Genomic DNA, 25165 nt, shown 5'->3' with positions numbered 1-25165 from the left:
CCTGCAAACATGACGAATTTGATCAATTTTATGAAAACCATTGAAATTGAGGTTGTCGGTATTCAGAAAGTGGACCGATTCGAAAAAGAAAAACCTTGTAGCTCTCAAACTGTTTTCATATCGTCATCGACCAATCACTCTTCCCACTCAAGCAAGCGATCTAGGCTTTTCTTCCATATCTCCTCTGGTGTTCCTTTTTCATCTCAAGATACTCTTTATCCGTTCTGGCCTGTTTCCATTTCTCCATGAATATGGCCGCTGATTGGGCTTTAACCGGATCATTCTGGCGCTCCATCAACTTGCCATCTTCATCATATTTCCTTCCTCCCTTATAATTCGTATAACGGCGGGCGCGAGTATAACCCATCTGTAAAAACTTTCTCGCCATATCCATGCCGACAAAATCTTTCTTCTCTTTATAATCAAGAAACATATGATAGATTTTTTCCGAGGATTCCATGGCGATTTCCGGTGTCTTGAACCGCCAGTGAGGCAGGATTTCACTTTTATAGGGTTCAACAAGTAAAACACCCTGTTCTCCCCTGCCTACTCGATAAAGTTCAGGCTGATCACGGAAATCAATATTGTCAAAATCAAGATCATAGTTGAAAGGCATTGTACCATCCCTTTTTATCTTGTTTTACCCCCCTCTAGTGAATTACTAACAAGCACGTATTTTCAGTGAATGAATAAAATATGGGCAGGAATTCAGTGAGTGGAGGGGAAAGAGTGGTCAAATATCAACCTTTTAGTGGAACGGTTACGATGATAAACGACTTTGCTATCACGCCATCCGGCGAAAATGAAGGCTGTTATAAATTAATGTCGGTCAATGACGGAAGTGGAAGGCAAGTCAATTTTGTAGTAGAACCGAAGACTTACTTTGTGGATCAGGCGATGGTGGGAGTTGGCGACCGGGTGACGGGCTACTATGACGCTGACGCACCTGTACCGTTGATTTATCCACCGCAATACCGGACTCTTGTAATGGTAAAAGAAAAGCGAGGTCAAAATGTGAAAGTCGATTTCTTCAACAGCCAGCTCGTCAGCAGTGATGGCATGCTGAAGCTTAACCTATCACCTGGGACACAGCTTTTATTGGAAAATGGGCAGAGGTTTACAAAGAGTCCTGCTAACAGGAATCTAATCGTTATTTATGGTCCTTCTACTTTTAGCATTCCGGCGCAAACGACTCCATACAGGATTATTGTATTATGTTGAAAAAGAGGCAGCTACGACTGCCTCTTTTTAGTGTTTCCAAGGGTTCTACCCTATTTAATCAAACGTTTGATTAAATACTAGAATAATGGATTCTCGCTCACATCCTGCCAAATTTCAGATTGCTCTAACTCTCCTGCTAGCTGGAACAGCAAATCCTCCCTCCCCCTTGCTGCCATGACTTGTACCCCTACTGGCAGACCATCTTTTGTCTGGTGCAGCGGCAATGACACCGCAGGCTGGCCTGTCAGGTTTGCAAGCTGGGTGAATGGCGTACGAGCCAGATTCTTTTGAGCGATCTGTTCCACGATTCCCGCCTTCTTTAAAGCTCCACCTAGCCCTAACCTCCCCACTGTGCTGATCAGGAATTTTTCAGATGAAGAAGGCTCTAGTTCGCCAATTTTTGCTGGCAGATGAGCCGTTGTTGGCGTAATGTAAAAATCATAGGTTTCATGGAATGTTTCCATGTGCAGGGCGGCTCGATCCCACTCTCTCATGCTCAGAACAAACTCTTCTGCCGTTGTCGCTTTGCCTAACAAGCCCAACAGCCATGTGGTTGGTTCCACATCCGTAGCCGCCGCTTTCCGACCAAGCACTTCCTCAAGCGATGCTAAAAGAGCAGCCGTTTCCCCAAAGTACATGGTTAGATAGCTTTTAGCGATTTTATGCCCGTCCACCGGAGCATCAACTTCCTCCACATGATGTCCCATCGACTCAAGGAGCCTTACTGTTTTCAACACACCTTCACTGCAATCCTTGTCAACATCCGTTCCAATTGGTGATTTTATCGAAAAAGCAATTCTCAATTTTTTACCAAGCGGCGTGCCGGATGTTTCGAGATAACTTCCTGAAAAAGGAGGAGCCGAAAACGCTCCTGCTTTTTCATAGCCATGAAGTTCATCCAGCATAGCCGCACTATCCCTGACCGAACGCGTCAATACATGTTCTGCCGAGGCCCCCTGCCATGCTCGTCCGTAATTTGGACCGACCGGCGTCCGGCCCCTGGTCGGCTTCAGTCCAAACAATCCGCAGTAGGCCGCAGGAATTCTGATCGACCCTCCGCCATCATTGGCGCCCGCAATTGGTACCAATCCGGATGCTACCGCTGCCGCCGATCCTCCGCTTGATCCACCTGGAGAGCGATCTAGACTCCACGGATTCCGTGTAGGACCATAGTGAGCAGGTTCAGTCACGGCAACTAACGCAAATTCAGGCACATTCGTTTGGCCGAGGAAAACTACACCAGCCTTACGCAGTCTTCTTGTATACACAGAATCTGTTTTCGCCCGGTATTTCAAAAATGCCTTGGATCCTGCCGTGATCGGTTCCCCTTCAATCTCCTGTGAAATATCCTTGAGAAACATCGGGACTCCAGCAAATCTGCCTCTCAGCTGCTGGCCTGCTGTTTTCCTTGCCTGATCGTACATCTTGTTGATGACTGCATTCATCTTTGGATTCAATGAATCTGTTAATCGGATTGCTTCCTCAACAAGTTCCAGAGGCTGAACCTCTTTTCTTTTGACCAGCTCTGCTAGACCTAGTGCGTCATAGTCCTTATAATTGAAACTCTCCATCGCACTCACCACCCTCTACTTTTTTACAACTACTTTCTCTAAAAATATTAAAATCCCTCTTTGGTTATGCTTGATTTATTGGTGACCTGTTTATCTGGATATGCGACTTCGGGAAATACGCTCTATTCGCGACCTCTTTATCTTTTAACGACGATTTATGGCGTCAACAATCTCTCTTAACTGGTTCGACTTCATAAAATCACCATTCCCATATCGTTGAATAGCCTAAAAAGAATTAAAACCCATAGCAGCAAAGACTTACGATATGAGCAATGCGTGTATGATTGCATGAGAAAATTCTGGTTACGATAATTTTACCCACAATACATATTAGCAAAAAGAGCTCAATCCAGTGGATCGAGCTCTTTTACCGCATATTTCACTCATTCGTATTCTCTTCCATAATTTCTTTTATCAAACTCTCCCTATGGCTTTCCAAGTTAAACTGAGAATTATCCAGGATTGATACGGGCATAGTCAGTTGTTCTAGTATCTTGTTTTCAAGTTGCTGCCTCGCCTTAAGCACTTCAATCGTACCGTCCAATCCGCTCAGTTCTTTTTCGGCACCGTAACCTTGAGACGTATAATATTGAATGAATCCTTTGAACCAATCCTCCGGTCTTTCAGCGACTGCCTTACGGAATGATATCTCGATGTCTTCCTGTTTTACATAGACAAGCAGCGGATCAAGGTATTTTACAGCATCTCCGAGTTTTTTGACATATGCTATACTCACTTCATCTGGTGCTCCGTATTTGACCATTCCGACGGTAACTGGATTTTGAATGAAGCAGCACTCAAATACATAGACCTTATTTTCCGTTTCTGCCATCCTGGCAAACTCTGCCCAGCTTTCCGCAATGACTTGAATATTCTGCTCAAGCGGCAATTCATAAATATCTTTTCTGCAAATCTCCGCCAGCAAATTCTCGGGGAACTTATCACCAAGTTCTGTTTTAATTTTCATAAATGGCAAAAGATAATGCCCATTCTTGACAAGTACTCGATCTTGAAAAATTTTGCCGAGATTTCCGCTTCCTGCAAGGAGGTGCTTAAATTCATCTTCTGTAAAATAAGCAACACCCTCATAATCGGCTGGATGATCTAATTTGCCTTCCATGTAAAGCTCTGCATTTACACCATTCTCCATGAGGATGTCATAGATCAATCTCGCGGTTGTCGATTTTCCTGAGCCTGGAAGGCCCTCAACTAAAATTAATTTGGATTTCATTTTATACACTCCTATATTGCTCTTCCTCACGATAATTCTCCAGTAACGGGCATAAATCCTTTTTGCCGCAAAAAAGAGAGCCTAATCAGATTGATTAAGCTCTCCTTCGTATATTACTTTTCTTTTTCTTCAAGATCCTTAATCAGTGTCTTCATCTCGCTAATCTCTTTACGCTGTGCCTTGATGATTTCATCAGCCAGTTTCCGCACACGCGGGTCCTCAATCTCGGCACGTTCACTTGTCAGGATGGCGATCGAGTGGTGCGGGATCATCGCTTTCATCCATGATGTATCATCAACAGTCGTCTGGCTGCGTACCAGGAACAGGGAAACTGCAATCAATAAAGCACTGCCGGCATAAATTCCTAAATTGACTTTTTTATTTGTATACATTTTGAGCATGAATGAGAGCATAACAATCGCCATCACTCCGCCCATGATCAAAGCCATATAAAGTCTTGTTTCACTGAAGAATACATGATCAATGCTATATGCATTTAAATACATCAGAATGAACATGATAATGGTGGATGTCAGCACCATCAGGCCAAATCTTCCGTAATTATTTTTCATCCTTTTCCCTCCAATTTTGCCAAGTTAAATCCTCTTAGTCCAACAATACCCTCCTGGCTAATAAATATTCGTCCCATTTGCTGGTTTGCAATTTCGTTAAAGGGGGTAAACACGGTTTGGTGTTGAATGGTATATTTTTACTAAATTACCTGATTATTTAACATTTTCTTATTAATCCAATAATTTTTAATACATTTTCTTTTTAACGAATACACGCCAAAAACCCTTATATATCAGCGTTTTATGTATTCACTTCCTGATTTTGTTTTTGACAATTCACACTTCAAAAAGTATTCTAGAATAGAAAATAGGGAGGGGTAAACATGTCAAACCTTAATAGGCAGAAAATTGTGGATAGTGTTCCTCAAACAGGATTCTTCGGACATCCAAAGGGACTTTTCACTCTTTTCTTCACTGAGTTCTGGGAGCGATTCTCTTACTATGGAATGAGAGCGATCCTCGTATTCTACATGTACTACGAAGTATCTAAAGGCGGTTTGGGACTTGATGAGACACTAGCTCTTTCAATCATGTCCATTTACGGCTCACTCGTTTACATGTCGGGCATCATCGGCGGATGGCTTGCTGACCGGATTTTCGGTACTTCAAAAGCTGTATTCTACGGTGGAATATTGATTATGTTAGGTCACATTGCGCTTGCTATTCCAGGCAGCGTGGCTATGTTCTTCGTTTCAATGATCTTGATTGTAATCGGTACAGGTCTATTGAAACCAAACGTTTCTACTGTCGTAGGTGAAATGTACAGCGAAAATGACGCTCGTCGTGACGCTGGTTTCACAATATTCTACATGGGTATTAACGCAGGTGCATTCCTTGCGCCACTTATCGTTGGAACTGTATCTAATGCTTATAACTTCCATTACGGTTTCGCAATTGCCGCAATCGGTATGTTCCTTGGTCTAGTTGTATTCGTTCTTACAAAGAAGAAGAATCTTGGCCTTGCTGGTACAGCTGTACCAAACCCGCTTTCACCATCTGAAAAGAAGAAAACTTTTACGATTTTCGGTGTAGCGATTGTTGCAATCGGTATTTTAAGTGCTATTTTAATTCCTGCTGGACTTTTAACATTCGAAAGCTTTATTAACTTAGTAACAATCCTTGGCATCTTAATTCCGACTGTATACTTTATCGTTATGTACCGCAGCCCTAAGACAACAGAAGTTGAACGTTCACGCGTTCTTGCATATATTCCGTTATTCCTGGCAGCGGTAATGTTCTGGGCAATCCAGGAACAGGGTTCAACAATCCTTGCTAACTATGCGGACAAGCGTACACAGCTTGAGTTCGCGGGTATGACAATTTCACCGGCATGGTTCCAGTCTCTGAATCCATTATTCATCATTATCTTTGCACCAATTTTCGCTGGATTCTGGGTGAAATTGGGAGATCGCCAGCCATCAATTCCTAAGAAGTTCTCATTCTCATTGATGTTCGCAGGTCTATCATTCCTGGTCATCCTGATTCCTGGATACTTCACAGGCACAGATGCACTAGTTAGCCCACTATGGTTAGTTCTTAGCTACCTGATCGTTGTATTTGGTGAATTGCTGATTTCTCCTGTTGGACTATCAGCAACTACCAAGCTTGCTCCGGCTGCTTTCTCTGCACAAACAATGAGCCTCTGGTTCCTTGCAAGTGCTGCAGCACAAGCCATCAACGCACAAATCGTTAAGTTTTACTCACCTGAAACCGAAATGACTTATTTCGGAACAATCGGTGGAGCATCCATCATACTAGGTATCATCCTGTTCATCATGTCTCCTAAGATTCAAGGTTACATGAAGGGTATTAAATAATTCAGTAATACAAAAGACGGCTACTCCCAAATGGAGAGCCGTCTTTTTTTGGTTTATGTTTAAATTTTCCCCAAAAAAATAATGGAAAGGGCCTGTCTTTGATTGGCAAGCCCTTCACTTTTATTCTAAACTTCCACTAATTCTTCCTGATAACCAGGGCTGTCAATGGCTGATTCCTGTGTTTTCAAATCATCAAAGCTCTCATTGACTTCAGACTGGAACAAGCTGTATCTTTCTGCCATCTTTTTGAACTGAATCTCGAAAAGACTTTGTTCGCCGTACAACTTTTCTTTTAACTGGGCGATCCATATATTGAGGCTCTCCACACGCTGCTCAGCTTTTTCTGCACGCACCTGTTCAAACTTTAACTGCTCCTGCAGTTCCTTGTTAATTTGGACCTGTTCCTGCGTGAGCGCCTCAAGCTGCTGATAGATATTGAATACCTCATCTTTAAATCCGGTGATTTTACAGCTTGTCACCTGAGCTTTTTTCAATTTCAGTTCGTCCTCGGTTCTTGCCCTTGTTTTACGGTGTTCCTCAATTTCAGCCTTATATTGTTCAATTGTTTCTTCAAGAGATTTAATTTTTTCAACATATTCCTGGTTTTCTCCGGATGGATTCCTCTCAAGCTCTTCTCGCAGTTCATTGATTTTTAATTCAAGAATTTGATTCCTTTGTTCAAATTCAGCAGTAAACTCTTTTAGCTCTGCTATTTCCTGCCGGGAAGCAGTTAATTGGCTCTCAAGCTCTTTCCGCTCCAAAGCAAGCCGGCTGTTCTCAGTCTGTAATTGATCGATAAGTGTATTATTATTGTCATTTAAGGACTGAATCGTGAATTCCAGTTCCTCACACTTAGCTGCATAAACAGCCAAATCTTTTTGGGTCTGGTCCAGACTGGCCTGCATGTTTTGCTTTTCCTCCAATGCCGCAGCTTTGTCAGCTTCAAGCTCCTTCTGCAAGCGGTCACGGGCTGATACAAGCTCATAAAGACTCTTTTTCATTTCCTGCTCTATGTGCTGGTACTTGTTTTCAATCACATCTATGTATTTAAGGACATCCTTTTCGTTCAAGCCCCCAATCAGCTTGGGCCTCAGGCTGGAATGGATCGATTCCTTGTTTAATTTTTTACGGAGATCCAAAAGTCGTTCTTCTATTGTTAAGTTTTCCTCTTGTGATGTCGATTCTTCGATGGAGTGATTCTCTTCTTTTGTCATGATTCAATCCTCCTATAAGTGACGTTAATTGAATAGTACCATGTATTTCCTGTATTTCCATTAGTTCTCTCGCCCTATTTTTACAGAATTCGACTGTTAATTTTGAAGTAGATTGCTTCTTTCTTCTGCCTGGATTTCAATAAATATGAGGTTTATGATCTGCTTTTCAGCGCAAAAAAAAGAAGCATGGTTTATGCTTCTCATTAACGAAGTTTCCGTTCCAACCTATATACTATTGATTTTGTTCAGATTAGCTTCTTTCCTATATGTGATAATCGTCATGTCATTGTTAATGACTTTAGCATCTCCAGTTCGTTTATACCCCATTTTCTCATACAAGTAGCAGTTGCGCTCCTCGGTAAGAATCGTATCCAGTACCCATGCATCGGCTTCCGGATACATGAGCTCCAGCCGTTTCATGACTTCCTGGGCAATGCCTTTATTATGGTATTTTTCCAGAATGTTGATGATATGCAGCCTCATCAAACCAGGCGATTTTTCATATACATGGACGCTTCCTGCGAGTTCACCATCAAAGAGGATTTTTAAAAAATCTCCCCGTTTGAACTTTGCGGAGAACCTCTCCAACGTTTGGGTTACCGGGCTTGTTTCATGATCATTGTATTTTTTATATAAAGGCATGAATACTTCTTTTTGCAGAGCTAAAAGGTCATCAGCATCATCTACTGAAGCCTTTTTGAGAGCGATACAAGAGTTAGCCATTTCAAATAATAAGTCAAAATAGTTAAACGGGATGAACTCACCTGTCTCTGCCATTTCCCTTATCTCCGCTTCACTCGCCCATTTTGCATCGGCGACTTCCTCTTCCTGAAGATGCAATTCCTCAATCGCGATATTTTGCCTGACTAGCCAGATATCATCGAAGCCTCGCGGAAATCTCACAGTGAATAATCTTTCGCCCTTTTCGATATCGAGGTCGATGCCGAGCTCTTCTTTTGCCTCCCGGATGGCTGCTTGTTCACTATTATCACCTAGAATTGCAGAACCGGCTGCAGAGCAATCCCACATATTTGCCCAGCCTTTTTTCCACGGCTGCCTCCTCTGGATCAGGAACTGGCCATCCTCATTCACAATCCAAACATGGACAACAATATGGTAATCCCCCGCCTTCATATCTTCCCCTCTTTTATGTATGCGGTCAGTCAAATGCCTGTATTGATCGTAGATATTCCATAGTTCCATGGAAGCCACCTCCCTGTTTTATTTTTCCATTATACAGCCTTTTTGGAAAACATTAATAGAAACTTTCGATTTATTCAATAGGTGTACCACATCATGAAAAAGGAGTAAGATAGATAGAAAAATAGGCTATCACTAAAAGGATGAATCTATTATGATAAGTGCTTCGGCCATGTTCTCCATCATTATCTTCCTATGTCTGCTCATTCCAATCATTGCATTGGTCATTCTCAGTATTCTTAAGCTGCTTGAAAAAGAGTTTGATTACTTGCAAATGGAAAATAAACAGATTCAACTGCAAACACAGCTACATCAAATGGAGTACCTCCAGCTCAGCCAGCAAATCCGCCCGCATTTTCTTTTTAACAGTTTGAATGCCATGATGTCTCTCGCCAGGCTTAACAGGAATGAAGACCTCATCCAATCAATGGAGAAGTTCTCTCTCTTTCTAAGGTATCAAAATAGGGATAAGGAATCGCTTGTACCTTTTGAAAGTGAATTGGAGCATACAAAAAACTACTTAGCCATCCAGAAGCTGCGTTTTGGAAAGAAGCTAGAAGTAGATATAACAGTCGATGAAAACGCACTGCCAACACTCCTTCCTCCCTACACTCTGCAGACATTCGTCGAAAACGCCTTTAAGCACGGACTTGAAAATAAACGTGGTGAAAAGCGGCTTAAAATTGAATTGCGCCGGGAAGGGAACTGGGTCATCTTAAAGGTTATAGATAATGGCAATAGTGAAACAGAGCAGTTCATCACAAACGGAGATGGTACAGGTATGGAAAATATACGCAAACGATTAGAATTGCTTTTTGAACTGCATACAGAAGTTTCAATGAAAAGAAAGCCAGAATGGACAGAAGTGAAAGCCATTTGGCCATATTCACCGGGGGAATCACAATGAATCTATTAATAATCGATGATGAACCATTAGAGCTTGAACAGCTTACTTATTTGGTAAAAAAACAATATACGAACTGGAACATATACACTGCCGAGGATGCGGTGGAAGCAAAGCAACTAGTAAAAACCCACTCATTCCCACTAGCCTTTGTCGACATCCAATTGCCCGGAGATACCGGTCTGGACTTCTGCGAGTACTTAAGGACAAATGATATAGACACAGAAGTTGTACTCATCACAGCTTATCAAGACTTCAGCTATGCAAAGCAGGGAATCCGGCTTAATGTCCTGGATTACCTCGTTAAACCAGTTATTGAAAATGAACTAATCAAGGTAATTGAGGATTTTTTACAAAAAAACACGTTCACAGAGACGAAATCAGTCCTGATCAACAAGGTATTGGATATTGTCCGCGAAGAATACGACCAAAAACTTCAACTGTCTGACCTGGCAAGGAAGGTATATGTCACCCCAACTTACTTAAGCAAAAAGTTCACTGAGATAGTGGGCGTAAAATTCACTGACTATATCAATCATTTCCGGATACAGAAAGCGAAGCAGCTGATGCTCGAGAACCCTGATTGGAGTTTATTCCAGATTGCTGAACACGTTGGTTTTTCAAGCCAGCATCATTTCAGCAATTTGTTTAAGAAAATCGAAGGTATCACTCCGAGTCAATTCAAGGAGAAACACATATGATTGATTGGTATTTCCTTTTATTTATTGCCTTTACACTCGTCATTCTACTTATAGACAAAATCGGCAGTCATCGCAGTGTCCATGAATTTACGAATGCCGGAAAAGAAGTTGGCTTAAGCGGTGGAACATACTCATTGGTTATTCAATATATGACCGGGGCAACAGTACTCATCCCATTTATTCTTACTGTAAAAGGAGGATTATCAAGCTTCTTCATTTTTACCATCTCCTCTTTTATTCTGTATTTGATTTTAAAGAAATGGACTGTCAGCCTGGAAAAAATCGATGGAATTCTTCCTGATCAGTTCAATTCTCCCGGTAAATTCAACACTGCTACAATCTTGATTTTTGGTTTTTCCAGTATCGGGAGCATTTTGATCCAAACCTCATTGATTGTTATTCTATTCCGGGATTTTTTCCAACAGCCCTCCTATCTGGGTGTGTTTTTATTTTTAATTTTTAGTTATGTTTTATTTGGCTTGGGAGGAAAAATGGGAGTCACAAGAGTCGGCAGCCTGATTTTAATCGGGGTGTTATTTACCATGTCATTCACGGTACTGACCCTCTACTTAAGGACTGGAACAGATGCTGTTTACCAACGTCTCATTACAAGCTTTGAAGGAATTTTCAGCGGAAGTATTTGGGAAAACAGTTCTTACTTTGTATCATTCATACTAGTTATGGCTGGCCAAACTTTCACAAGTTTTTATTTCTGGGAATCGGTAAAAACGACTAAGCCCAATCACCGTTTATCGGCATTGAGATATTCTTCATTTTCCTGGACTGCCTTATTGCTGTCCTATACAGCTTTTACAATGTACTTGCTTTCGCAAACCCAAATATCTTCATCTATACAGCTGCTTGAGTCGGTTATTCAGTCAAATACTATAATAGCCCATATTTTCATCTATACTGGCATTTCCATACTCGCAGTTGGCACAGGGCATTCCCTTTACTCAATAGTCAGCCTGTTTCTATACATATTGACAGTAAGGAAAACTCAGGAATCATCACCTAGTCGTATTTTAAAGACAGGCTATTTTTTTGGAATGATTATGATAGTGATTCTCGGACTGGCGGGCGTTCTGCTTTCAGATTCCTTTGAAAAGTGGCTTCCATACTTTATGTCCTTCTTTACCGCAGCCGCCATTCCATTTTTTTATATTTATGTGAAGGACCAATTCTCGATAAAGCATTTCTCGCTTACAGTTGGTTTGATGAGTCTAATCAGTTTTGTACTCAATATTACGATAACAGACAGGTTGATAATCGTACCATTAACCGCGGTTATCACCTTGGTTTTACATATGCTGGTGACAAAATTTAAATAAAATCGTGCAAAAACAGATTGGAATTTTACAAACAACCTCTCCTGAAAAAGTGTAACATTTTAATTATTCAGAATATAAAAATAAAGTTCAGGAGGGATTTAATTACATGACTGCACAGTTATCGACTCAATCCTATATTTATGCCATGGATAAAAACAACAAACCAGCACTGACAGTGAAGTCTGGAACACAGGTCGAAATTGATACTTTCGACTGCTTCCAGGATCAAATCCAATCCGAGCAAACGACTTTTAACGCGATTGACTGGAATCAAATCAACCCTGCGACGGGGCCAGTTTATGTCGAGGAGGCACAGCCTGGTGACATTTTAAAAGTGACGATTGATGACATTGAATTAGGTAAACAAGGTGTCATGGTTGTTGGTCCGGAGCTTGGTGTCATGGGACATCGCCTGGATAAGTTCGAAGTAAAAATCATTCCAGTCAAGGACGACAAAGCGATTTTTAATGAAAAAATTGCTCTTCCACTTAATCCTATGATTGGCGTTATTGGAGTAGCTCCAGAGGGTGAGGCTGTCAACAATGGTACTCCGGGAGCTCATGGCGGGAATATGGACACAAAGCTGATAACTACAGGAGCCACCCTTTACTTCCCTGTCTTCCAGCCCGGTGCACTTTTTGCCCTGGGAGATCTGCATGCAGCGATGGGTGACGGCGAAATCAGCGTGTCCGGGATTGAAATCCCTGCAAAGGTAAAGGTCACACTTGAAGTCATCAAAGGGCACAGCATCAATCATCCACTTTTAGAAAACGAAGAAGGCGTAGCTACTCTCGTTTCAAAGGAACTTTTAGACGAAGCGGCCAATGTAGCTGTCGAGGAGATGATCGATTTGCTTCAGCCACAGACTGATTTGTCTTTAGCCGAGTTCACGATGCTGATGAGTGCAGCAGGCCAAGCTCAGATTAGCCAGATTGTGGACCCGCTCAAAACGGCAAGATTCTTTGTGCCACGTTCCATCCTCGAAGCTTACAATATCCAACTGTTCAAGAAAGAGGTGGTATAATCCGTGGCTGAGCTTTCTAAATCAACTCAAACCCAGACAAATATGGGATATAAACAGGAACTGAAACGTTCCTTAACATTTTGGGATCTTCTGATTTACGGATTGGTATTCATGGTGCCAATCGCACCGTTTGGAATCTATGGCGCAGTTGCCCAGGGGTCGAACGGGATGGTTGCCCTGGCCTACCTCATCGGAATGGTCGGAATGATCTTTACCGCATTAAGCTATGCTAGAATGTCCGAGGCTTTCCCTATTGCTGGTTCGGTATATGCTTATGCACAGCGAGGCATCAATGATTCCGTAGGATTTATCGCTGGATGGCTTATTTTGCTCGATTACATTTTCGTTCCGGCACTTCTTTATCTAGTAAGTGCGGCAGCATTGCATGATATCGTTCCAAATATTCCACTACTCGTTTGGCTCGTGATTTTCATTGCGATTAATACAGTTGTCAACGTGCTGGGAATTGAATTTACCGCCAAGGCAAACAAGATTATCGTTGTCGCCGAACTGATTGTTTTAGTGATATTCGTGGCTGTTGGTATTTTCGCCATCATGAAGGGTGTCAATGGAGCGGAATTCACGTGGAAACCGTTATATGATGCAGATAATTTCAGCATGGGCACGGTAATGGGTGCCGTATCAATCGCTGTACTTAGCTTTTTAGGATTTGATGCTATTTCGACATTGGCAGAAGAATCAAAAGGTGGAAGTAAGGCCATTGGTAAGGCTATTGTCTTCTCTTTACTTGTAGTTGGAGTCTTGTTTATCATTCAGACTTGGGTAGCTGCATTGATCTGGCCAGATTACACAACCTTTGAAAACGCTGATGTCGCATTTTACCAAATTGCTGAAATCGCCGGCGGTCCTTGGTTGAAGTGGATGACGATTATTGCGACCGCAGTTGCCTGGGGGATTGCCGACGCACTTGTTGCCCAGGCAGCCATTTCACGAATCCTTTACAGCATGGCTCGTGACCGCAAGCTGCCAAAGGCCCTCTCAAAGGTACACCCTAAATTTAAGACACCTTATGTGAGCACATTGCTAGTCGCAGTCATCTCATTGATTGTTACAGCATTCTTTGCTTCACAAATCGGAGCATTAGCATCAGTCGTTAACTTCGGTGCATTATCAGCATTTTTGTTCCTTCATGCATCGGTAGTCATTTATTTTATCAAGAAGCAAAAAAGCAAACAGTATTTTAAACACCTGGTACTTCCATTGATTGGTTTTATCATTATCGGGTATGTATGGATTGCTCTTGATCCTCTTTCCAAACAGCTAGGATTCATCTGGCTTGGAATCGGTATTGTATATCTGATCTTGCTGAAAGTATTCAAAAAGGATACCTCGCTCGATTTAGAGTAATTACTTTGTTAAGAAAGCTTGCAGAGAAAGGCTGCCCCCTCGATCTGCAGGCTTTTTTTTATCCAAATGTAACCATAATTCGGTTTTCACTCTCTCCTCGGGCACATGTTAGCTATTTATGTTACCACAAGCCGGTTTTCTCTCCCACTTCGGGCACATGTTCAGGATTTATGTGACCGTGATTCGCTTTTCCCTCGCACTTCGGGCACATGTTCGCCATTTATACGACCGTAATTTCGATTTCCTCTCTGCCACGGGCACATGAAGCCCTTTTATGCACCGTATTCTGTTTTCCCTATGATAATCAACAAATATTAATACCATGGTTTCACAGCGTAAAAAAAGAAGCATGCTCTACATGCTTCTCCCTTCCATTCTCTATTTCACTCTTTTTCGCCTCATCCATTGCGTAGCGGCCCATTTGTCGCCGATGACGACTGGCGCTCCGCCATGCAAAGTCAAGTCGTTTAAGTCTTGATTGTCATAGAAATATTCAAAATAAACCGCCATTCCCTTTTGCGGGGATACTGAGAAATTGAGCTTAGGGAAATAGGTTTCTCCACCCTGCTCAACATCATTCAGGTACATAACAAGTGTACTGATTCTCGGGTTGCTTACATTTGACGAGAAAAAGTCAAAGTGCGCTTTATACTCCTGGCCAATTTTATAATTTAAAATCTGAAGTCCTTCGCCATGCTCATTTGGAATGTTCATGATTTGCGAGATTCTCTTTTCAACACGTGCAACAATATCGTTTTCGCCATCTTCGATAAACGTACTGCTGCTTGTCCTGAGCTGATCAACTTCGCGGGTATTCCCGATTTTCGAGCGCTGCAGCTTGTCCTTTGACAGCTTCATTAGCTCATCGCATTCTTCATCACTCAGCACATTCCCCAAAATGACGATTAAAGGTTCTTCCATTCTAGCAATAATATTGATTTCACGATCATCGGTTTTGATTTTGTTTCCGATATGATTAAAAATCGTAGGTTCTTTAACAGTTAAATCAACAGCATCCATTATCAACTTTCATCAACCTCTTAATAATAAATTTTTCCAAAAATTAGATTGATATATAAACGAAAGCATCATTCATTCTTTATGTTCCCTTGTTTCCTCCTGTAATTCAAAATGGATGACAAAACCGAATCTCAAACTCTATTCAATTTTCAATTTATTTTACAATGCGGAGAGATGTATTACTATCATTTTTTTATAAAAAAATCTCCCATGGGACCCTGACTCATAGATATCAAAAAAACGACGCAAATTTACGTCGGCGCGTTTTACACAATGATCACCCATATGCCTGTGATGCGATCGTAAATAAAGTATGGTTTCTGGGCGGCATTTCACTCGTATGGATTGCCATTACCGGAGGATTATTGACCTTTACAAACCCGCTTTGTTCCAGAAAAGCCATCAGATTCTCATGGCCTGAGGGTACATCTACTCTTAATTTACCCTTATGATCACAAGCAAGGCGGTCGATGATTAATTCTGCAATTCTTGTATCAGGGGCTATTACCGGACCAAGAGTCAGGTTTACTGTTCCCAATATGGAAAGGCCGAACCCAATTATCTTTGAGTTTTCATCCTTTACGACTAGACATTGATGAGACTGTTGAATTCTGTTTCGGAGAAAGATACTTCTTTTCTCACCGAAAGCTACACCATCCAACTCAATCACATCTTCTAATTGCTTCTCCTTATAAGCTTCAATTGAAATCTCGCTTATTTTTGCAAGTTTGGGTGGAGCATACTTGTCGCAAAGATATTTATGGACAGAGTCAACCACTGTAAAACCTAATTTATCGTATAATGGCTGGCCATCAGCCGTTGCAATTAAAAATATTGAGCGATCACAGGCATACTCTATACATTTTTGCATAACCTCTTTTCCCAGACCGTGGCCTCGATAATTGCTATGAACAATCACCATGCCAATTGAGGCAAGCTTATGGTCATAATGAATGACTGCAGCACTGGACACGAGCTGGCCATCCCCATTTTTGTGTCCGAATATTTTATGTGATGAGGACAATAGTGTGGCGACTTCAGCCTCGTCATAATCCCAGCCGACGGATGCTGATAGATCAACCAAGCCTTTCGTATCACTTTCGTTTAATTCTACTAGCTTCATAAAGGTTCTCCTTTATTTGATAAAATTCAACTTCCGATAGTGATTTGAAGGAAACCAGCATCCGAGAACGCCTTCCGAAGGAGTTTCCTTGCTTCAGCATGCTCCCAGAACAATGCTGTATCTAGAGTAATAGACCCACTCTCCAGTGCGTCTGAAATATCCCATAATTCCTGTTTGATCTCCAGGTCTTCCGCCTCTAAAATTAAACTTTGGATAGAATCAAGCAGATCCTTGCCAGATGGCTGTATCATCATTTCGGATCACCGCCCTTTTCCTGCGCCAGCCGCTTAGCTTCTTTCAGAAATTCTTCATTTGTCATTTCACCAGTCAGAACCTTCCTGACAAGTTCTGTGTGGTATTCTTTCACCTTGAATCCGGATAATTCCAAAAGGCTTTTGCATTCCTCATCGCCTTTTCTATCGAGTCAGCCATGTGACAGCCTCCCCTCCTCCAGTCCCGGAAAACGCCAGCCATAACTGTGTAACGATTACCAGAATAAAAGAAGCCAACAGCGCGCTCAACATGCGGCTTATGACATTTTTTGCATATTTCTCCCAATTCATTTAAAGCTCTCCTGTCTTACGCATATTAAAAATAAAGAGAATCCCAACCTTCCTCAGGATTCTCCTATAAACTATGCCTTCTCGTATCTATCATATAATCTGTTGCTGACATCGGCAATCAATTCTTTGAGCTCGAGTTGATTGGCCCACTCTTCAGGTATAGCTTCGAGACCATAGCTCGCACCGAGGATATTTCCACAGATCGCACCTGTTGAGTCACTATCTCCATCATGATTGACAGCCAGGATTAAAGCCTTCTTGAAATCTGGTTCCTTCAAGGCACAGTACAGAGAAATCGCCAGCGCTTCTTCGGCCACCCAACCCTGGCCAAGCTTTGATATTGCACTTTCCGGACTTTCGTCGCTGCTGGCAAGTTGAATCGCATTTTCCATCGCGGTCAATGTTTCTTCATGCTGTGGATACTCTTTTAAAATCGCCATTGCACTCTGGGCGCTTTCAGCAATAGTTTTACCATTGAGCAGCTCAGCGATTATTACAGCCAGCGCACCGGCTGATAAATAACCTGACGGATGACCGTGTGTAATCGCAGCGATCTCCGCAGCCACCTGGAATGCTTGTACAGGATCCTTATGTAAAAATAACCCGACCGGCGACACTCGCATGACCCCGCCGCAGCCTTTGCTGTCGTTGATTGGCCACTCAATCGTTCCCATTTTATTGCTCTCGAGCGCTGACAAGCACGTGTTTCCAGGAGCTCTTGCTGAGAATAGTTCCTTGTGCGCTAAAATACTTCCTTTCTCTTCATGTGGCTGAGGGTCTAGCAGCCAATCATAATGTTCATCCGGCAAACTCTTCGTCTGTGTATACAGCCAGCGAAGATAAGATTGATAGACTCCACTCCCCGCATAGCTGCCAATCCCACGCTCGCTCATCCGGTCATAAGCCCAGATGATGCCATCTGCTGTGAACAACGTCATTTGAGTATCATCTGAAATCAGTGCTTTTCCGGAATAAGGATTCAATTCCAAATACGTAATTCCCTCTTCACCAAACTTCGCTTTGACTTCATCAAGCTTCATAAACTCAACCGTATACCCAAATGCATCACCGATCGCCCCACCAAGCAAGGACGCCATAAATAGATCTTTTTTTGACATAGGGACTCCTTTGGCATTTAAATTATTGTTACTATTCTCCAAAACACCAATCAACTCCTGCCCATTTGTCATACAAACTCATAACTAACCATTTAAAAGATTTCAGTGAAAGGCACTGAACATCTTAAACACTCAGACTCATCCAGAGATTCGTCAATTCCTCATAGCCAAAATATTTGGATTCTACATTCTTATTTTTATTGCCGGGAGTGTTTCAGAAGAAGAATTGGAATTACTGTATAAAAAAAAGAGGAAAAACCCCGGTTTGAAGGTTGTTTTCCTCTTTTTTCCATTTCGAGTCTGAAGAATCATCATAGTCGCAGCGGAAGCCATCTGTTTGATTATAAGTGCGTTCGTTCTTTTTGTTTTTCACATTCTGCTCAATTTGATTCTTGTCTTGCTGTTTTTTATTAGACTCCAACAAATTTTGCCTCCCTTTTTCTCCCTATTATCCCAAGTCACTTCCCCCTTATATTCATAAGACTGAATATAGTGGAAAGACTAGGAGTACAAATACTTACATCCGAGGTTAAACATGGAGCGCAACTACACAATCGACTTTATCAAATTTTTTGCCATCCTGGCAGTCGTCATCATTCATACATTCCCCAGTAATGACCAGGTGGGCTATTTCATTCTTGATAACCTTTCACGGTTTGCTGTCCCTTTTTTCTTTGCCGCTTCTGGCTATTTGTTCAGCCTTAAAGTAAGCAGTAATCCCGATTCCTTCTCTTACTTCAAAAAATATGTAACAAAAATCCTTAAGATATATGTTAGCTGGCTCATTTTCTATATTGTTTATGATGTTTTAAGAATTATAGTGGCCCATGAAAACAGAAAAGCTGAACTAGCAAAGTATATAGATAATATGAATGCTCTTAATCTTTTTTATTACGGTCAGGGAACAAGCGGTTATCAGCTGTGGTTCGTCATTTCGCTTGTATGGAGTATGGCGATTTTATATTTTTTTTATAGGTTGAAAAGAGTGAGGCTGCTTTTGATAATCTCTTTTTGCTTAAACCTATTGGGTCTATTTGGACAGTCTTATTCCATATTTGAAGAGCTGCCAGTGAGCACAACCCGGTCCGCTCTTTATATCAGCCTGTTCTATACAGTTCTGGGATTCTGGCTTGCTACTATTCAATCCTGGCAAAGATTTAGCGGAAAGATATATTTTTCCTTATTTTGTTTTTTTGCCCTCCTCCAGGTTTCAGAAGGTTATTGGCTGAAAAGTTTAGATTCCAAACATGGAGAATACTTTTTTACGACGATTTTTCTTACCTTATTTCTATTCCTATTCGCACTAAGCAATCCCCATCTCGGAAAAGGATTGTTGATCACTAAAATAGGAGGAAACTCTCTCGGAATATATACCATTCATGTATTCTTTATTGATATGATTGATATTTTGTTTGAAACAATCGGTCTGGAGCCAGGCACCCATTACTTGCTAATGAACTTAGTGGATGCTCTTCTTGTTTTTGTTTTGTCGTATGCCACATATAAGCTTATACAGTCTGCAAAGTATGAGTTAGTAAACAGAGCCTAATTCCATTACGGATCAGGCTCTGTTTTATTAAAAATAACCCCGCTGGCAAACCTGAAGTCTTTATTTTTCCTCAATCAAGCCCCTCTCCAGCCTCTCCAAAATTCGTCTCTTCTGATATAACATCGTCGCGGTTTCGGCAAGGTCACTCACCATCGACCTGTTGGCGAATGCGCCGAACACAATCCCCGCCACCGGTACCATCTGGAGCAGTTTTTTCCAGCCAAATGATTCTGTATACGTCAAGGTAACCTCGCGCCAACCCTGAAGCTGCGAGATGACTTCCCTTGATTTATTTTCATTGTTAAAATCGCTCAATTCATTCAAGATGGCCTGTTTTCCAACAACATCCGCCGAAGAAAACTGCAGGCACTTGATGATGAACACTCGTTCCTTCTTGTCTCTAGGATCGTACCCATGGATGATCGCGATATCCTGGAGTGTTTTTAGCGAGAGGGCCAGAACAGCAGGAATATCAATCGCCAGAGTAAAGATTCCGCCGATCCCCGTACTCGCTCCCTGGATTGTTGCCGCCTTCTTCCGCTGCTCTCCCAGTGCAAGTGATGCTATCTTCATTTCTTCCACCGGAATGCGTTCCATATCTGCAAGCTGGCTGACTCTCCTGCCGGTCTTTTTCTCGAAAAATTGAAACACTGATTTTTCGCTCGTTAAATACTGTCCTCCCGTTTGAATGTAGCTTCCCAGCTCATCAAGCAGGATCCCTACCTTCTCTTGAATGAACTTTGGCGTAAACCGGTCAAGCATCTTGAATGGCAGACGGGTCAGGCGCTCCCAAAACCAAAGCCCCTTCTGGTCCTTCTCCCATTTTTCAATTTCCTTTAGTTCATTCAATAAGTAGTCCCGTGAATCCATCCGCTTCATCCACCTGTCATTTTTGATACTATATTAACGGTTAACTTCATAGGAAGGTTTCATTTTAGTTCGATGTTATAGAATTCTTTTGCCAGTTCCTTGAAGCGTTCAGAGTCTATTTCCTTTTTCTTAACACCATCTTCCGTCCATTGTGTAAAACTAGTTTCCGTTAACACCATGCTTCCATCAGGTGTCACTCTTGTCAGCAAAGGCTTTTTATTAAATGGAGACTGCGGGTGTTCCGTTATGATTTTCTTCATTTCAGATAAATCGCTGACATTCTCCACCGGCTCCCTTGAATCAAAAGCGTAACCGATTCTCCAATCAGAATCCTTATATTTCAGCTTCATCTCTAAAATGTAATCTCCAAACTCACTATCATTTTGTTTAACACGAAAATCCCCATTAGGAGAACTAATCTCTGTCCCATCCATCGGAACCGGCCTTAACGGAAGATTTCCGCCAAAACCTGTATCAATCAGAAATCCTTCGCCCTCTTCCTTCAATAAAATCGCTGCATGCGTCCTCCCAGTTGGACTGAAACCTTTAAGGTCAGGAACGTATACAGACCCACGGACCAGCTGGACATCAAGCCCATTCTCTTTTAAAAATAAATAGAGGATGCCGTTCAGGTCATAGCATAGGCCGCCTTCATTTTTAAGGAGGATTTTTTCTACTAAATTCCCTTCATTCAACTCATTTAAATCTCCGGAGAGTGTGCACAGGTTTTCAAATGGGATTGTATCTGCGGTCAGTTCAAGAATTTGATCCATATTTGCTAATGTGACAGGCGCTGAGATAGGCAGCACGATTCTCTCACGGAATAGCTGGTTTAGATTACTCATTTTTCAATACCTCTTTCGTTAAGCTTCCTATCGTTAAGATACATGATTTCACTCAAAAAAGCAGACATTTCAGATAGGTCTTATTATTCATTTTCCATCACTGTAATATATTTATTCCGACATTTTTCTTCGCATTCAAGTAGATTCTCAAGAAAATAGCATAAAAACTGACAATCTATGATTACTTTAAGCCTATTACCTTATCAAATCGTGTAGTAATTTGGCGCTATTTACATGCAAACACCCTGCTCTTCTGCCATTGCTGGCTAGATAAAAGTATTGTAAAATTAAGAAGAAAGTTTATTGCAAGCGCTTGCATCATTTGAGGCCTTAAATTTTTTTGCTCAGTTGTGCAAACGGTTTCACTTAGATTCCTTAATATTAATAATAGAAAGGAGGACATCTTTCTACTACTCTAGCTACATCATTCAATCTAGGGAGGAAAAAATCCGTATGAGAAAAAGCACAAAACGTAGTTTCTCTATTTTCATGACAGCGATCATGATTTTGAGTTTATGGCTTCCTTTTATACCTGTACAGCAGGCTAATGCAGAAGGAACAACTGTTACCTCAGAAACGACTGATCGCAAAGTGCGCTTTACTTACATTCGTGAAGATCAGAATTTTGGTGAATGGAATATTTGGACTTGGAACACCGGGGTACAAGATGGCCAGGTTGATTTTACAACAAAGGAAGGCAGCAAAGCTGTTGTCGATATCCCTGTAGGCCCTAATACTGCGCAAATGGGCTTTGTTCTTCGCAGTACTTCTGACTGGAATACTGCTCAAAAAGAATTCGGAGACCGTTTTATCAACATCAACAAAAACGACTCCATAACAAAAGCCTTCATCACAAGTGGTGTTGAACAGATTCGCATTGTTCCTGATGGATCGGCTCCAGTCATCGATAATGGAAATGCGACTTTCTTCTATCGTGATAAAGAGCTCTTCGCTAACAATGCCATGGATACGATTGAAAAAGTAGAATTGAAGTTTAATAATGAAACAATTGCAATGACATATGAGCCGGAGAATGAGAGATTCGTAGCTCCATATGAGAACATTCCGAATGGTACAAATGAATACACATTCCTTGTTACAAAAAATGGACAGACTAGTGAAGTAACCGATCCTTACAATACAGTTGACGGTGCTTCAAAAATCACTTACGCCAGCGCTGACTTGGCTGTTTCAGGTTCTGTCAATCCGGCAGAAATTGATTACAACCAGAACGCGGTACTGACTGTAGATGTACAGGGACTAACTGAAGGTGTCGAGATAAGCAAAATCACCGCTGATGTTTCTGCGCTGGGTGGATCAAACGCTCTTGAAATCGACCCATCGTTAAAAGAAGTTACAATTGCTGTAGATGACAACGTAACAGCAGGTACTAAAACAATCCCGTTAACCGCCGTCGATTCATTTGGCAACCCACATAACGGCACAGCAAGCATTACTGTAAAAACAAGACAGTCCGTTGATGAAAATGACTTTGACTGGGATGAGTCCATCATTTACTTCATGCTGACTGATAGATTCTTCGATGGAGATTCCTCTAATAATGACCCTTATGGATTAAACTATGATACTAATGACCGCGGTACGTATCAGGGCGGAGATTTTAAAGGAATCACTGAAAAATTAGATTATCTAGACCAATTGGGTGTTAATACGATCTGGATCAGCCCGATTGTTGAGAATGTTAAGCACAATGTCCGCTACCCTGAGGGTGATCCTTCTTATTACGGGTATCACGGATACTGGGCTAGTAACTTTGGTAAATTGAACCCGCACTTCGGTTCTATGCAAGACTTCCAAAACTTGATTGACGCAGCGCACGAACGCGGCATCAAAATTATGGTCGATGTGGTCCTGAACCACACTGGTTATGGTCTGAAAGATATCGATGGTCAATTGACAAACCCACCTGCCGGCTACCCGACAGATGAAGAGCGCGCTTCATTCAGCAGCCTGCTTCGCCAGGGTTCAAATGTTGGATCCGATGGAGTTCTCGGTGAACTGGCAGGCCTTCCGGATTTCAAGACAGAAGACCCAGCAGTACGAGAAGCAATCATCCAGTGGCAGACTGACTGGATCGAGAAATCTAAAACTGCTAAAGGCAACACAATTGACTACTTCCGCGTGGACACTGTAAAGAACGTTGAAGACACAACTTGGATGGCGTTCAAGAACGCAATCACTGAAAAAATGCCGGAACATAAAATGATTGGCGAAGCTTGGGGAGCCAGCGCAAGCAATCAGCTGGGCTATCTTGAAACAGGCATGATGGACTCCCTGCTGGACTTTGATTTTAAGAATATTGCGCATTCCTTTGTTAACGGAAACCTGAATGCTGCTAATGATGCATTAATGACACGTAATGAGAAAATTGATAACACGGCAACTTTAGGCCAGTTCCTCGGAAGCCACGATGAAAATGGATTCCTTTTCAATGCAGGAAATGACAAAGGCAAACTGAAAGTGGCTGCTTCCCTGCAGGCAACCGCAAAAGGCCAGCCAGTTATATACTACGGTGAAGAACTTGGCCAATCTGGCGAAAATAATTATCCGCAATATGACAATCGCTACGACTTCGCCTGGGACAAGGTAGAAGGCAACGATGTCCTTGGACACTATAAAAAGATTTTGAACTTCAGGGGCGACCATTCTGAAGTATTCGCTAAAGGTGAACGTACAGCACTCGGCGGAACAGACGCTGATAAGTTCATGGTTTTTGCTAGATCATATGGAAATGAAGCTGCATATGTCGGCTTGAATGTTGCTGACGCAGCAAAAGAAGTAAAATTGACAGTTGATGCTGGAGCGGTAGTTACAGACCACTATTCAGGCCAAACTTACACTGCTACTGAAGCGGGAGAAGTTACTTTAACACTACCTGCAAAAGCTGACGGCGGTACGGTTTTACTGACGGTTGAAGGCGGAGCGATTACGGCTGCTGCATCTGCTGGTACTGGAGATGGCGGCGGAGATGGAACTGTTGATCCAATTCCTGAGAATCATGTCCGCATCCACTACAAGCGTGACGACAACAATTATGAAAACTTTGGTGCATGGCTGTGGAACGATGTAGCTTCCCCTTCTGCTAACTGGCCAATGGGAGCTACAATGTTCGAAAAAACAGACAGCTATGGTGCATACATTGACGTCGAGCTTGCGAATGGAGCTGAGAATATCGGCTTCCTCGTCATGGATGTAACAAAAGGTGATGCTGGAAAAGACGGCGGAGACAAAGGCTTTACAATCAGTTCACCTGAAATCAATGAAATTTTCATCAAGCAAGGCGATGACAAGGTTTACACTTATGAACCAGTCAACCTTCCCGAAAACACAGTCCGCGTCCACTATGTGCGTGACAATGCTGACTATGAAAACTTTGGGCTCTGGAACTGGGGCGATGTCGCTGCACCTTCTGAGAACTGGCCAACAGGAGCTGCTTCCTTCTCTGGAACGGACCGTTATGGTGCTTATGTTGACATTCAGTTGAAGGAAAATGCGAAAGAAATCGGTATGATTACCCTAAACAAATCAACACAAGAAAAGGACGGCGGGGACAAGAAGTTCAACCTCCTGGACAAATACAACCACGTATGGGTTAAACAAGGCGATGACAATGTCTATATCTCACCTTACTGGGAGCAGGCAACTGGCCTTACATCTGCAGAAGTAGTCTCTGAAGATACGATTCTATTAGGCTTCACGATGACAGATGGCTTAACAGCTGATGATTTAAAATCAAAGCTTGCAATCAAAGATGCAGATGGTACTGAAGTTTCTGTGACAAGTGCTGAAATCACAAGCCCAACTGCTGCAGAAGTAAAAGGCTCATTTGATTTAAACAAGCTTCCATTATCCGTAACATTTGCAGACAGAACGGTTTCTGCTTCTACTAGCTGGAGAATGCT

At 42.0% G+C, this 25165-nt stretch carries 24 protein-coding genes; 9 read left to right on the top strand and 15 right to left on the bottom strand.

All coding sequences use genetic code 11. The features are described from left to right. Nucleotides 1–160 precede the first annotated feature (160 nt). A complete protein-coding gene (locus ACH0QE_RS01695) occupies nucleotides 161–616 on the bottom strand; it encodes a DUF4385 domain-containing protein (protein ID WP_415799013.1) in 456 nt (151 codons plus the stop codon). Nucleotides 617–729: 113 nt separating this feature from the next. Here ACH0QE_RS01695 and ACH0QE_RS01690 point away from each other — a divergent pair, with 113 nt between their 5' ends. Continuing rightward, a complete protein-coding gene (locus tag ACH0QE_RS01690; protein ID WP_415799012.1) occupies nucleotides 730–1221 on the top strand; it encodes a hypothetical protein in 492 nt (163 codons plus the stop codon). Between the two features lie 77 nt (nucleotides 1222–1298). On the opposite strand, the gene ACH0QE_RS01685 is transcribed toward ACH0QE_RS01690, so the two are convergent. The 3 genes from ACH0QE_RS01685 to ACH0QE_RS01675 form a co-directional block, all read right to left on the bottom strand. Then, nucleotides 1299–2792: an amidase family protein gene (locus tag ACH0QE_RS01685; protein WP_415799011.1), complete on the bottom strand. Its 1494-nt coding sequence runs from the start codon at nucleotides 2790–2792 to the stop codon at nucleotides 1299–1301. 379 nt (nucleotides 2793–3171) lie between these two features. Further along, nucleotides 3172–4023, bottom strand: coding sequence for a hypothetical protein (locus ACH0QE_RS01680; protein WP_415799010.1), 852 nt, complete (start codon nucleotides 4021–4023; stop codon nucleotides 3172–3174). Between the two features lie 113 nt (nucleotides 4024–4136). Further along, nucleotides 4137–4595 carry a DUF305 domain-containing protein gene (locus ACH0QE_RS01675; protein ID WP_415799009.1) on the bottom strand — a complete coding sequence of 153 codons (459 nt, stop codon included), beginning with the start codon at nucleotides 4593–4595 and terminating at the stop codon, nucleotides 4137–4139. Nucleotides 4596–4918: 323 nt separating this feature from the next. Here ACH0QE_RS01675 and ACH0QE_RS01670 point away from each other — a divergent pair, with 323 nt between their 5' ends. Beyond that, nucleotides 4919–6412, top strand: a complete 1494-nt coding sequence (locus tag ACH0QE_RS01670) for a peptide MFS transporter (protein ID WP_415799008.1) — start codon at nucleotides 4919–4921, stop codon at nucleotides 6410–6412. Nucleotides 6413–6537: 125 nt separating this feature from the next. Here ACH0QE_RS01670 and ACH0QE_RS01665 read toward each other — a convergent pair whose 3' ends face one another. Together ACH0QE_RS01665 and ACH0QE_RS01660 are read right to left on the bottom strand one after the other, a co-directional pair. Beyond that, nucleotides 6538–7626, bottom strand: a complete 1089-nt coding sequence (locus tag ACH0QE_RS01665; protein ID WP_415799007.1) for a hypothetical protein — start codon at nucleotides 7624–7626, stop codon at nucleotides 6538–6540. 225 nt (nucleotides 7627–7851) lie between these two features. Further along, nucleotides 7852–8829 carry a GNAT family N-acetyltransferase gene (locus ACH0QE_RS01660; protein ID WP_415799006.1) on the bottom strand — a complete coding sequence of 326 codons (978 nt, stop codon included), beginning with the start codon at nucleotides 8827–8829 and terminating at the stop codon, nucleotides 7852–7854. A gap of 151 nt (nucleotides 8830–8980) precedes the next feature. On the opposite strand from ACH0QE_RS01660, the gene ACH0QE_RS01655 reads away from it, so the two are divergent. The 5 genes from ACH0QE_RS01655 (at nucleotide 8981) to ACH0QE_RS01635 (ending at nucleotide 14154) form a co-directional block, all read left to right on the top strand. Beyond that, the gene (locus ACH0QE_RS01655; protein WP_415799005.1) at nucleotides 8981–9733 is read left to right on the top strand and encodes a sensor histidine kinase; all 753 of its coding nucleotides are present in this window, start codon (nucleotides 8981–8983) and stop codon (nucleotides 9731–9733) included. Further along, on the top strand, nucleotides 9730–10431 hold the full coding sequence (locus ACH0QE_RS01650) for a response regulator transcription factor (protein WP_415799004.1): 702 nt from the start codon (nucleotides 9730–9732) through the stop codon (nucleotides 10429–10431). The genes ACH0QE_RS01655 and ACH0QE_RS01650 overlap by 4 nt, the downstream gene beginning before the upstream one ends. Beyond that, nucleotides 10428–11762, top strand: coding sequence for a hypothetical protein (locus ACH0QE_RS01645; RefSeq protein ID WP_415799003.1), 1335 nt, complete (start codon nucleotides 10428–10430; stop codon nucleotides 11760–11762). The genes ACH0QE_RS01650 and ACH0QE_RS01645 overlap by 4 nt, the downstream gene beginning before the upstream one ends. Nucleotides 11763–11868: 106 nt before the next feature. Beyond that, nucleotides 11869–12786 (top strand): acetamidase/formamidase family protein, encoded by a 918-nt coding sequence (locus ACH0QE_RS01640; RefSeq protein WP_415799002.1) that lies wholly within the window; start codon nucleotides 11869–11871, stop codon nucleotides 12784–12786. Between the two features lie 42 nt (nucleotides 12787–12828). Beyond that, nucleotides 12829–14154 carry an APC family permease gene (locus ACH0QE_RS01635; protein WP_415799015.1) on the top strand — a complete coding sequence of 442 codons (1326 nt, stop codon included), beginning with the start codon at nucleotides 12829–12831 and terminating at the stop codon, nucleotides 14152–14154. A gap of 378 nt (nucleotides 14155–14532) precedes the next feature. On the opposite strand, the gene ACH0QE_RS01630 is transcribed toward ACH0QE_RS01635, so the two are convergent. From ACH0QE_RS01630 to ACH0QE_RS01600, 7 genes are all read right to left on the bottom strand, one after another. Further along, nucleotides 14533–15174 carry a 2OG-Fe(II) oxygenase gene (locus ACH0QE_RS01630; RefSeq protein WP_415799014.1) on the bottom strand — a complete coding sequence of 214 codons (642 nt, stop codon included), beginning with the start codon at nucleotides 15172–15174 and terminating at the stop codon, nucleotides 14533–14535. 277 nt (nucleotides 15175–15451) lie between these two features. Further along, the gene (locus ACH0QE_RS01625; RefSeq protein ID WP_415799001.1) at nucleotides 15452–16297 is read right to left on the bottom strand and encodes a GNAT family N-acetyltransferase; all 846 of its coding nucleotides are present in this window, start codon (nucleotides 16295–16297) and stop codon (nucleotides 15452–15454) included. 26 nt (nucleotides 16298–16323) lie between these two features. Continuing rightward, nucleotides 16324–16551 carry a hypothetical protein gene (locus ACH0QE_RS01620; RefSeq protein WP_167833485.1) on the bottom strand — a complete coding sequence of 76 codons (228 nt, stop codon included), beginning with the start codon at nucleotides 16549–16551 and terminating at the stop codon, nucleotides 16324–16326. Then, complete coding sequence (locus tag ACH0QE_RS01615; protein WP_415799000.1) at nucleotides 16548–16685, bottom strand: hypothetical protein; 138 nt, start codon at nucleotides 16683–16685, stop codon at nucleotides 16548–16550. The genes ACH0QE_RS01620 and ACH0QE_RS01615 overlap by 4 nt, the downstream gene beginning before the upstream one ends. A 28-nt stretch (nucleotides 16686–16713) precedes the next feature. Beyond that, a complete protein-coding gene (locus tag ACH0QE_RS01610) occupies nucleotides 16714–16860 on the bottom strand; it encodes a hypothetical protein (RefSeq protein WP_415798999.1) in 147 nt (48 codons plus the stop codon). Nucleotides 16861–16931: 71 nt separating this feature from the next. Further along, nucleotides 16932–17978 carry an ADP-ribosylglycohydrolase family protein gene (locus tag ACH0QE_RS01605; protein WP_415798998.1) on the bottom strand — a complete coding sequence of 349 codons (1047 nt, stop codon included), beginning with the start codon at nucleotides 17976–17978 and terminating at the stop codon, nucleotides 16932–16934. A 232-nt stretch (nucleotides 17979–18210) separates the two neighbouring features. Continuing rightward, nucleotides 18211–18399, bottom strand: coding sequence for a hypothetical protein (locus ACH0QE_RS01600; RefSeq protein WP_415798997.1), 189 nt, complete (start codon nucleotides 18397–18399; stop codon nucleotides 18211–18213). A 114-nt stretch (nucleotides 18400–18513) separates the two neighbouring features. Here ACH0QE_RS01600 and ACH0QE_RS01595 point away from each other — a divergent pair, with 114 nt between their 5' ends. Next, nucleotides 18514–19527, top strand: a complete 1014-nt coding sequence (locus tag ACH0QE_RS01595) for an acyltransferase (RefSeq protein WP_415798996.1) — start codon at nucleotides 18514–18516, stop codon at nucleotides 19525–19527. 60 nt (nucleotides 19528–19587) lie between these two features. On the opposite strand, the gene ACH0QE_RS01590 is transcribed toward ACH0QE_RS01595, so the two are convergent. Then, nucleotides 19588–20397, bottom strand: coding sequence for an EcsC family protein (locus tag ACH0QE_RS01590; protein ID WP_415798995.1), 810 nt, complete (start codon nucleotides 20395–20397; stop codon nucleotides 19588–19590). Nucleotides 20398–20456: 59 nt separating this feature from the next. Beyond that, nucleotides 20457–21242, bottom strand: a complete 786-nt coding sequence (locus ACH0QE_RS01585; RefSeq protein ID WP_415798994.1) for an arylamine N-acetyltransferase family protein — start codon at nucleotides 21240–21242, stop codon at nucleotides 20457–20459. 453 nt (nucleotides 21243–21695) lie between these two features. Here ACH0QE_RS01585 and ACH0QE_RS01580 point away from each other — a divergent pair. Then, nucleotides 21696–25165: pullulanase-associated domain-containing protein (locus ACH0QE_RS01580; protein ID WP_415798993.1), on the top strand; the 3470-nt coding region annotated here is incomplete at its 3' end.

Origin of the sequence: Mesobacillus sp., from assembly GCF_047739415.1 — a bacterium.
In the GTDB taxonomy this organism is placed as follows: domain Bacteria; phylum Bacillota; class Bacilli; order Bacillales; family Cytobacillaceae; genus Mesobacillus.
The sequence above is the reverse complement of the archived record's forward strand: the minus strand, read 5'-3'. Positions and strand labels throughout refer to the sequence as shown.

Bases quoted from the DNA above. Each gene is read 5' to 3' on its own strand.
- ACH0QE_RS01640 (WP_415799002.1), top strand. From the start codon at position 11,869: ATGACTGCACAGTTATCGACTCAATCCTATATTTATGCCATGGATAAA.
- ACH0QE_RS01665 (WP_415799007.1), bottom strand. From the start codon at position 7,626: ATGACAAAAGAAGAGAATCACTCCATCGAAGAATCGACATCACAAGAG.
- ACH0QE_RS01585 (WP_415798994.1), bottom strand. From the start codon at position 21,242: ATGAGTAATCTAAACCAGCTATTCCGTGAGAGAATCGTGCTGCCTATC.
- ACH0QE_RS01680 (WP_415799010.1), bottom strand. From the start codon at position 4,023: ATGAAATCCAAATTAATTTTAGTTGAGGGCCTTCCAGGCTCAGGAAAA.
- ACH0QE_RS01635 (WP_415799015.1), top strand. From the start codon at position 12,829: ATGGGATATAAACAGGAACTGAAACGTTCCTTAACATTTTGGGATCTT.
- ACH0QE_RS01610 (WP_415798999.1), bottom strand. From the start codon at position 16,860: ATGAATTGGGAGAAATATGCAAAAAATGTCATAAGCCGCATGTTGAGC.
- ACH0QE_RS01650 (WP_415799004.1), top strand. From the start codon at position 9,730: ATGAATCTATTAATAATCGATGATGAACCATTAGAGCTTGAACAGCTT.
- ACH0QE_RS01655 (WP_415799005.1), top strand. From the start codon at position 8,981: ATGATAAGTGCTTCGGCCATGTTCTCCATCATTATCTTCCTATGTCTG.
- ACH0QE_RS01625 (WP_415799001.1), bottom strand. From the start codon at position 16,297: ATGAAGCTAGTAGAATTAAACGAAAGTGATACGAAAGGCTTGGTTGAT.
- ACH0QE_RS01620 (WP_167833485.1), bottom strand. From the start codon at position 16,551: ATGATGATACAGCCATCTGGCAAGGATCTGCTTGATTCTATCCAAAGT.
- ACH0QE_RS01645 (WP_415799003.1), top strand. From the start codon at position 10,428: ATGATTGATTGGTATTTCCTTTTATTTATTGCCTTTACACTCGTCATT.
- ACH0QE_RS01630 (WP_415799014.1), bottom strand. From the start codon at position 15,174: ATGGATGCTGTTGATTTAACTGTTAAAGAACCTACGATTTTTAATCAT.
- ACH0QE_RS01590 (WP_415798995.1), bottom strand. From the start codon at position 20,397: ATGGATTCACGGGACTACTTATTGAATGAACTAAAGGAAATTGAAAAA.
- ACH0QE_RS01695 (WP_415799013.1), bottom strand. From the start codon at position 616: ATGCCTTTCAACTATGATCTTGATTTTGACAATATTGATTTCCGTGAT.
- ACH0QE_RS01660 (WP_415799006.1), bottom strand. From the start codon at position 8,829: ATGGAACTATGGAATATCTACGATCAATACAGGCATTTGACTGACCGC.
- ACH0QE_RS01595 (WP_415798996.1), top strand. From the start codon at position 18,514: ATGGAGCGCAACTACACAATCGACTTTATCAAATTTTTTGCCATCCTG.
- ACH0QE_RS01685 (WP_415799011.1), bottom strand. From the start codon at position 2,792: ATGGAGAGTTTCAATTATAAGGACTATGACGCACTAGGTCTAGCAGAG.
- ACH0QE_RS01605 (WP_415798998.1), bottom strand. From the start codon at position 17,978: ATGTCAAAAAAAGATCTATTTATGGCGTCCTTGCTTGGTGGGGCGATC.
- ACH0QE_RS01670 (WP_415799008.1), top strand. From the start codon at position 4,919: ATGTCAAACCTTAATAGGCAGAAAATTGTGGATAGTGTTCCTCAAACA.
- ACH0QE_RS01675 (WP_415799009.1), bottom strand. From the start codon at position 4,595: ATGAAAAATAATTACGGAAGATTTGGCCTGATGGTGCTGACATCCACC.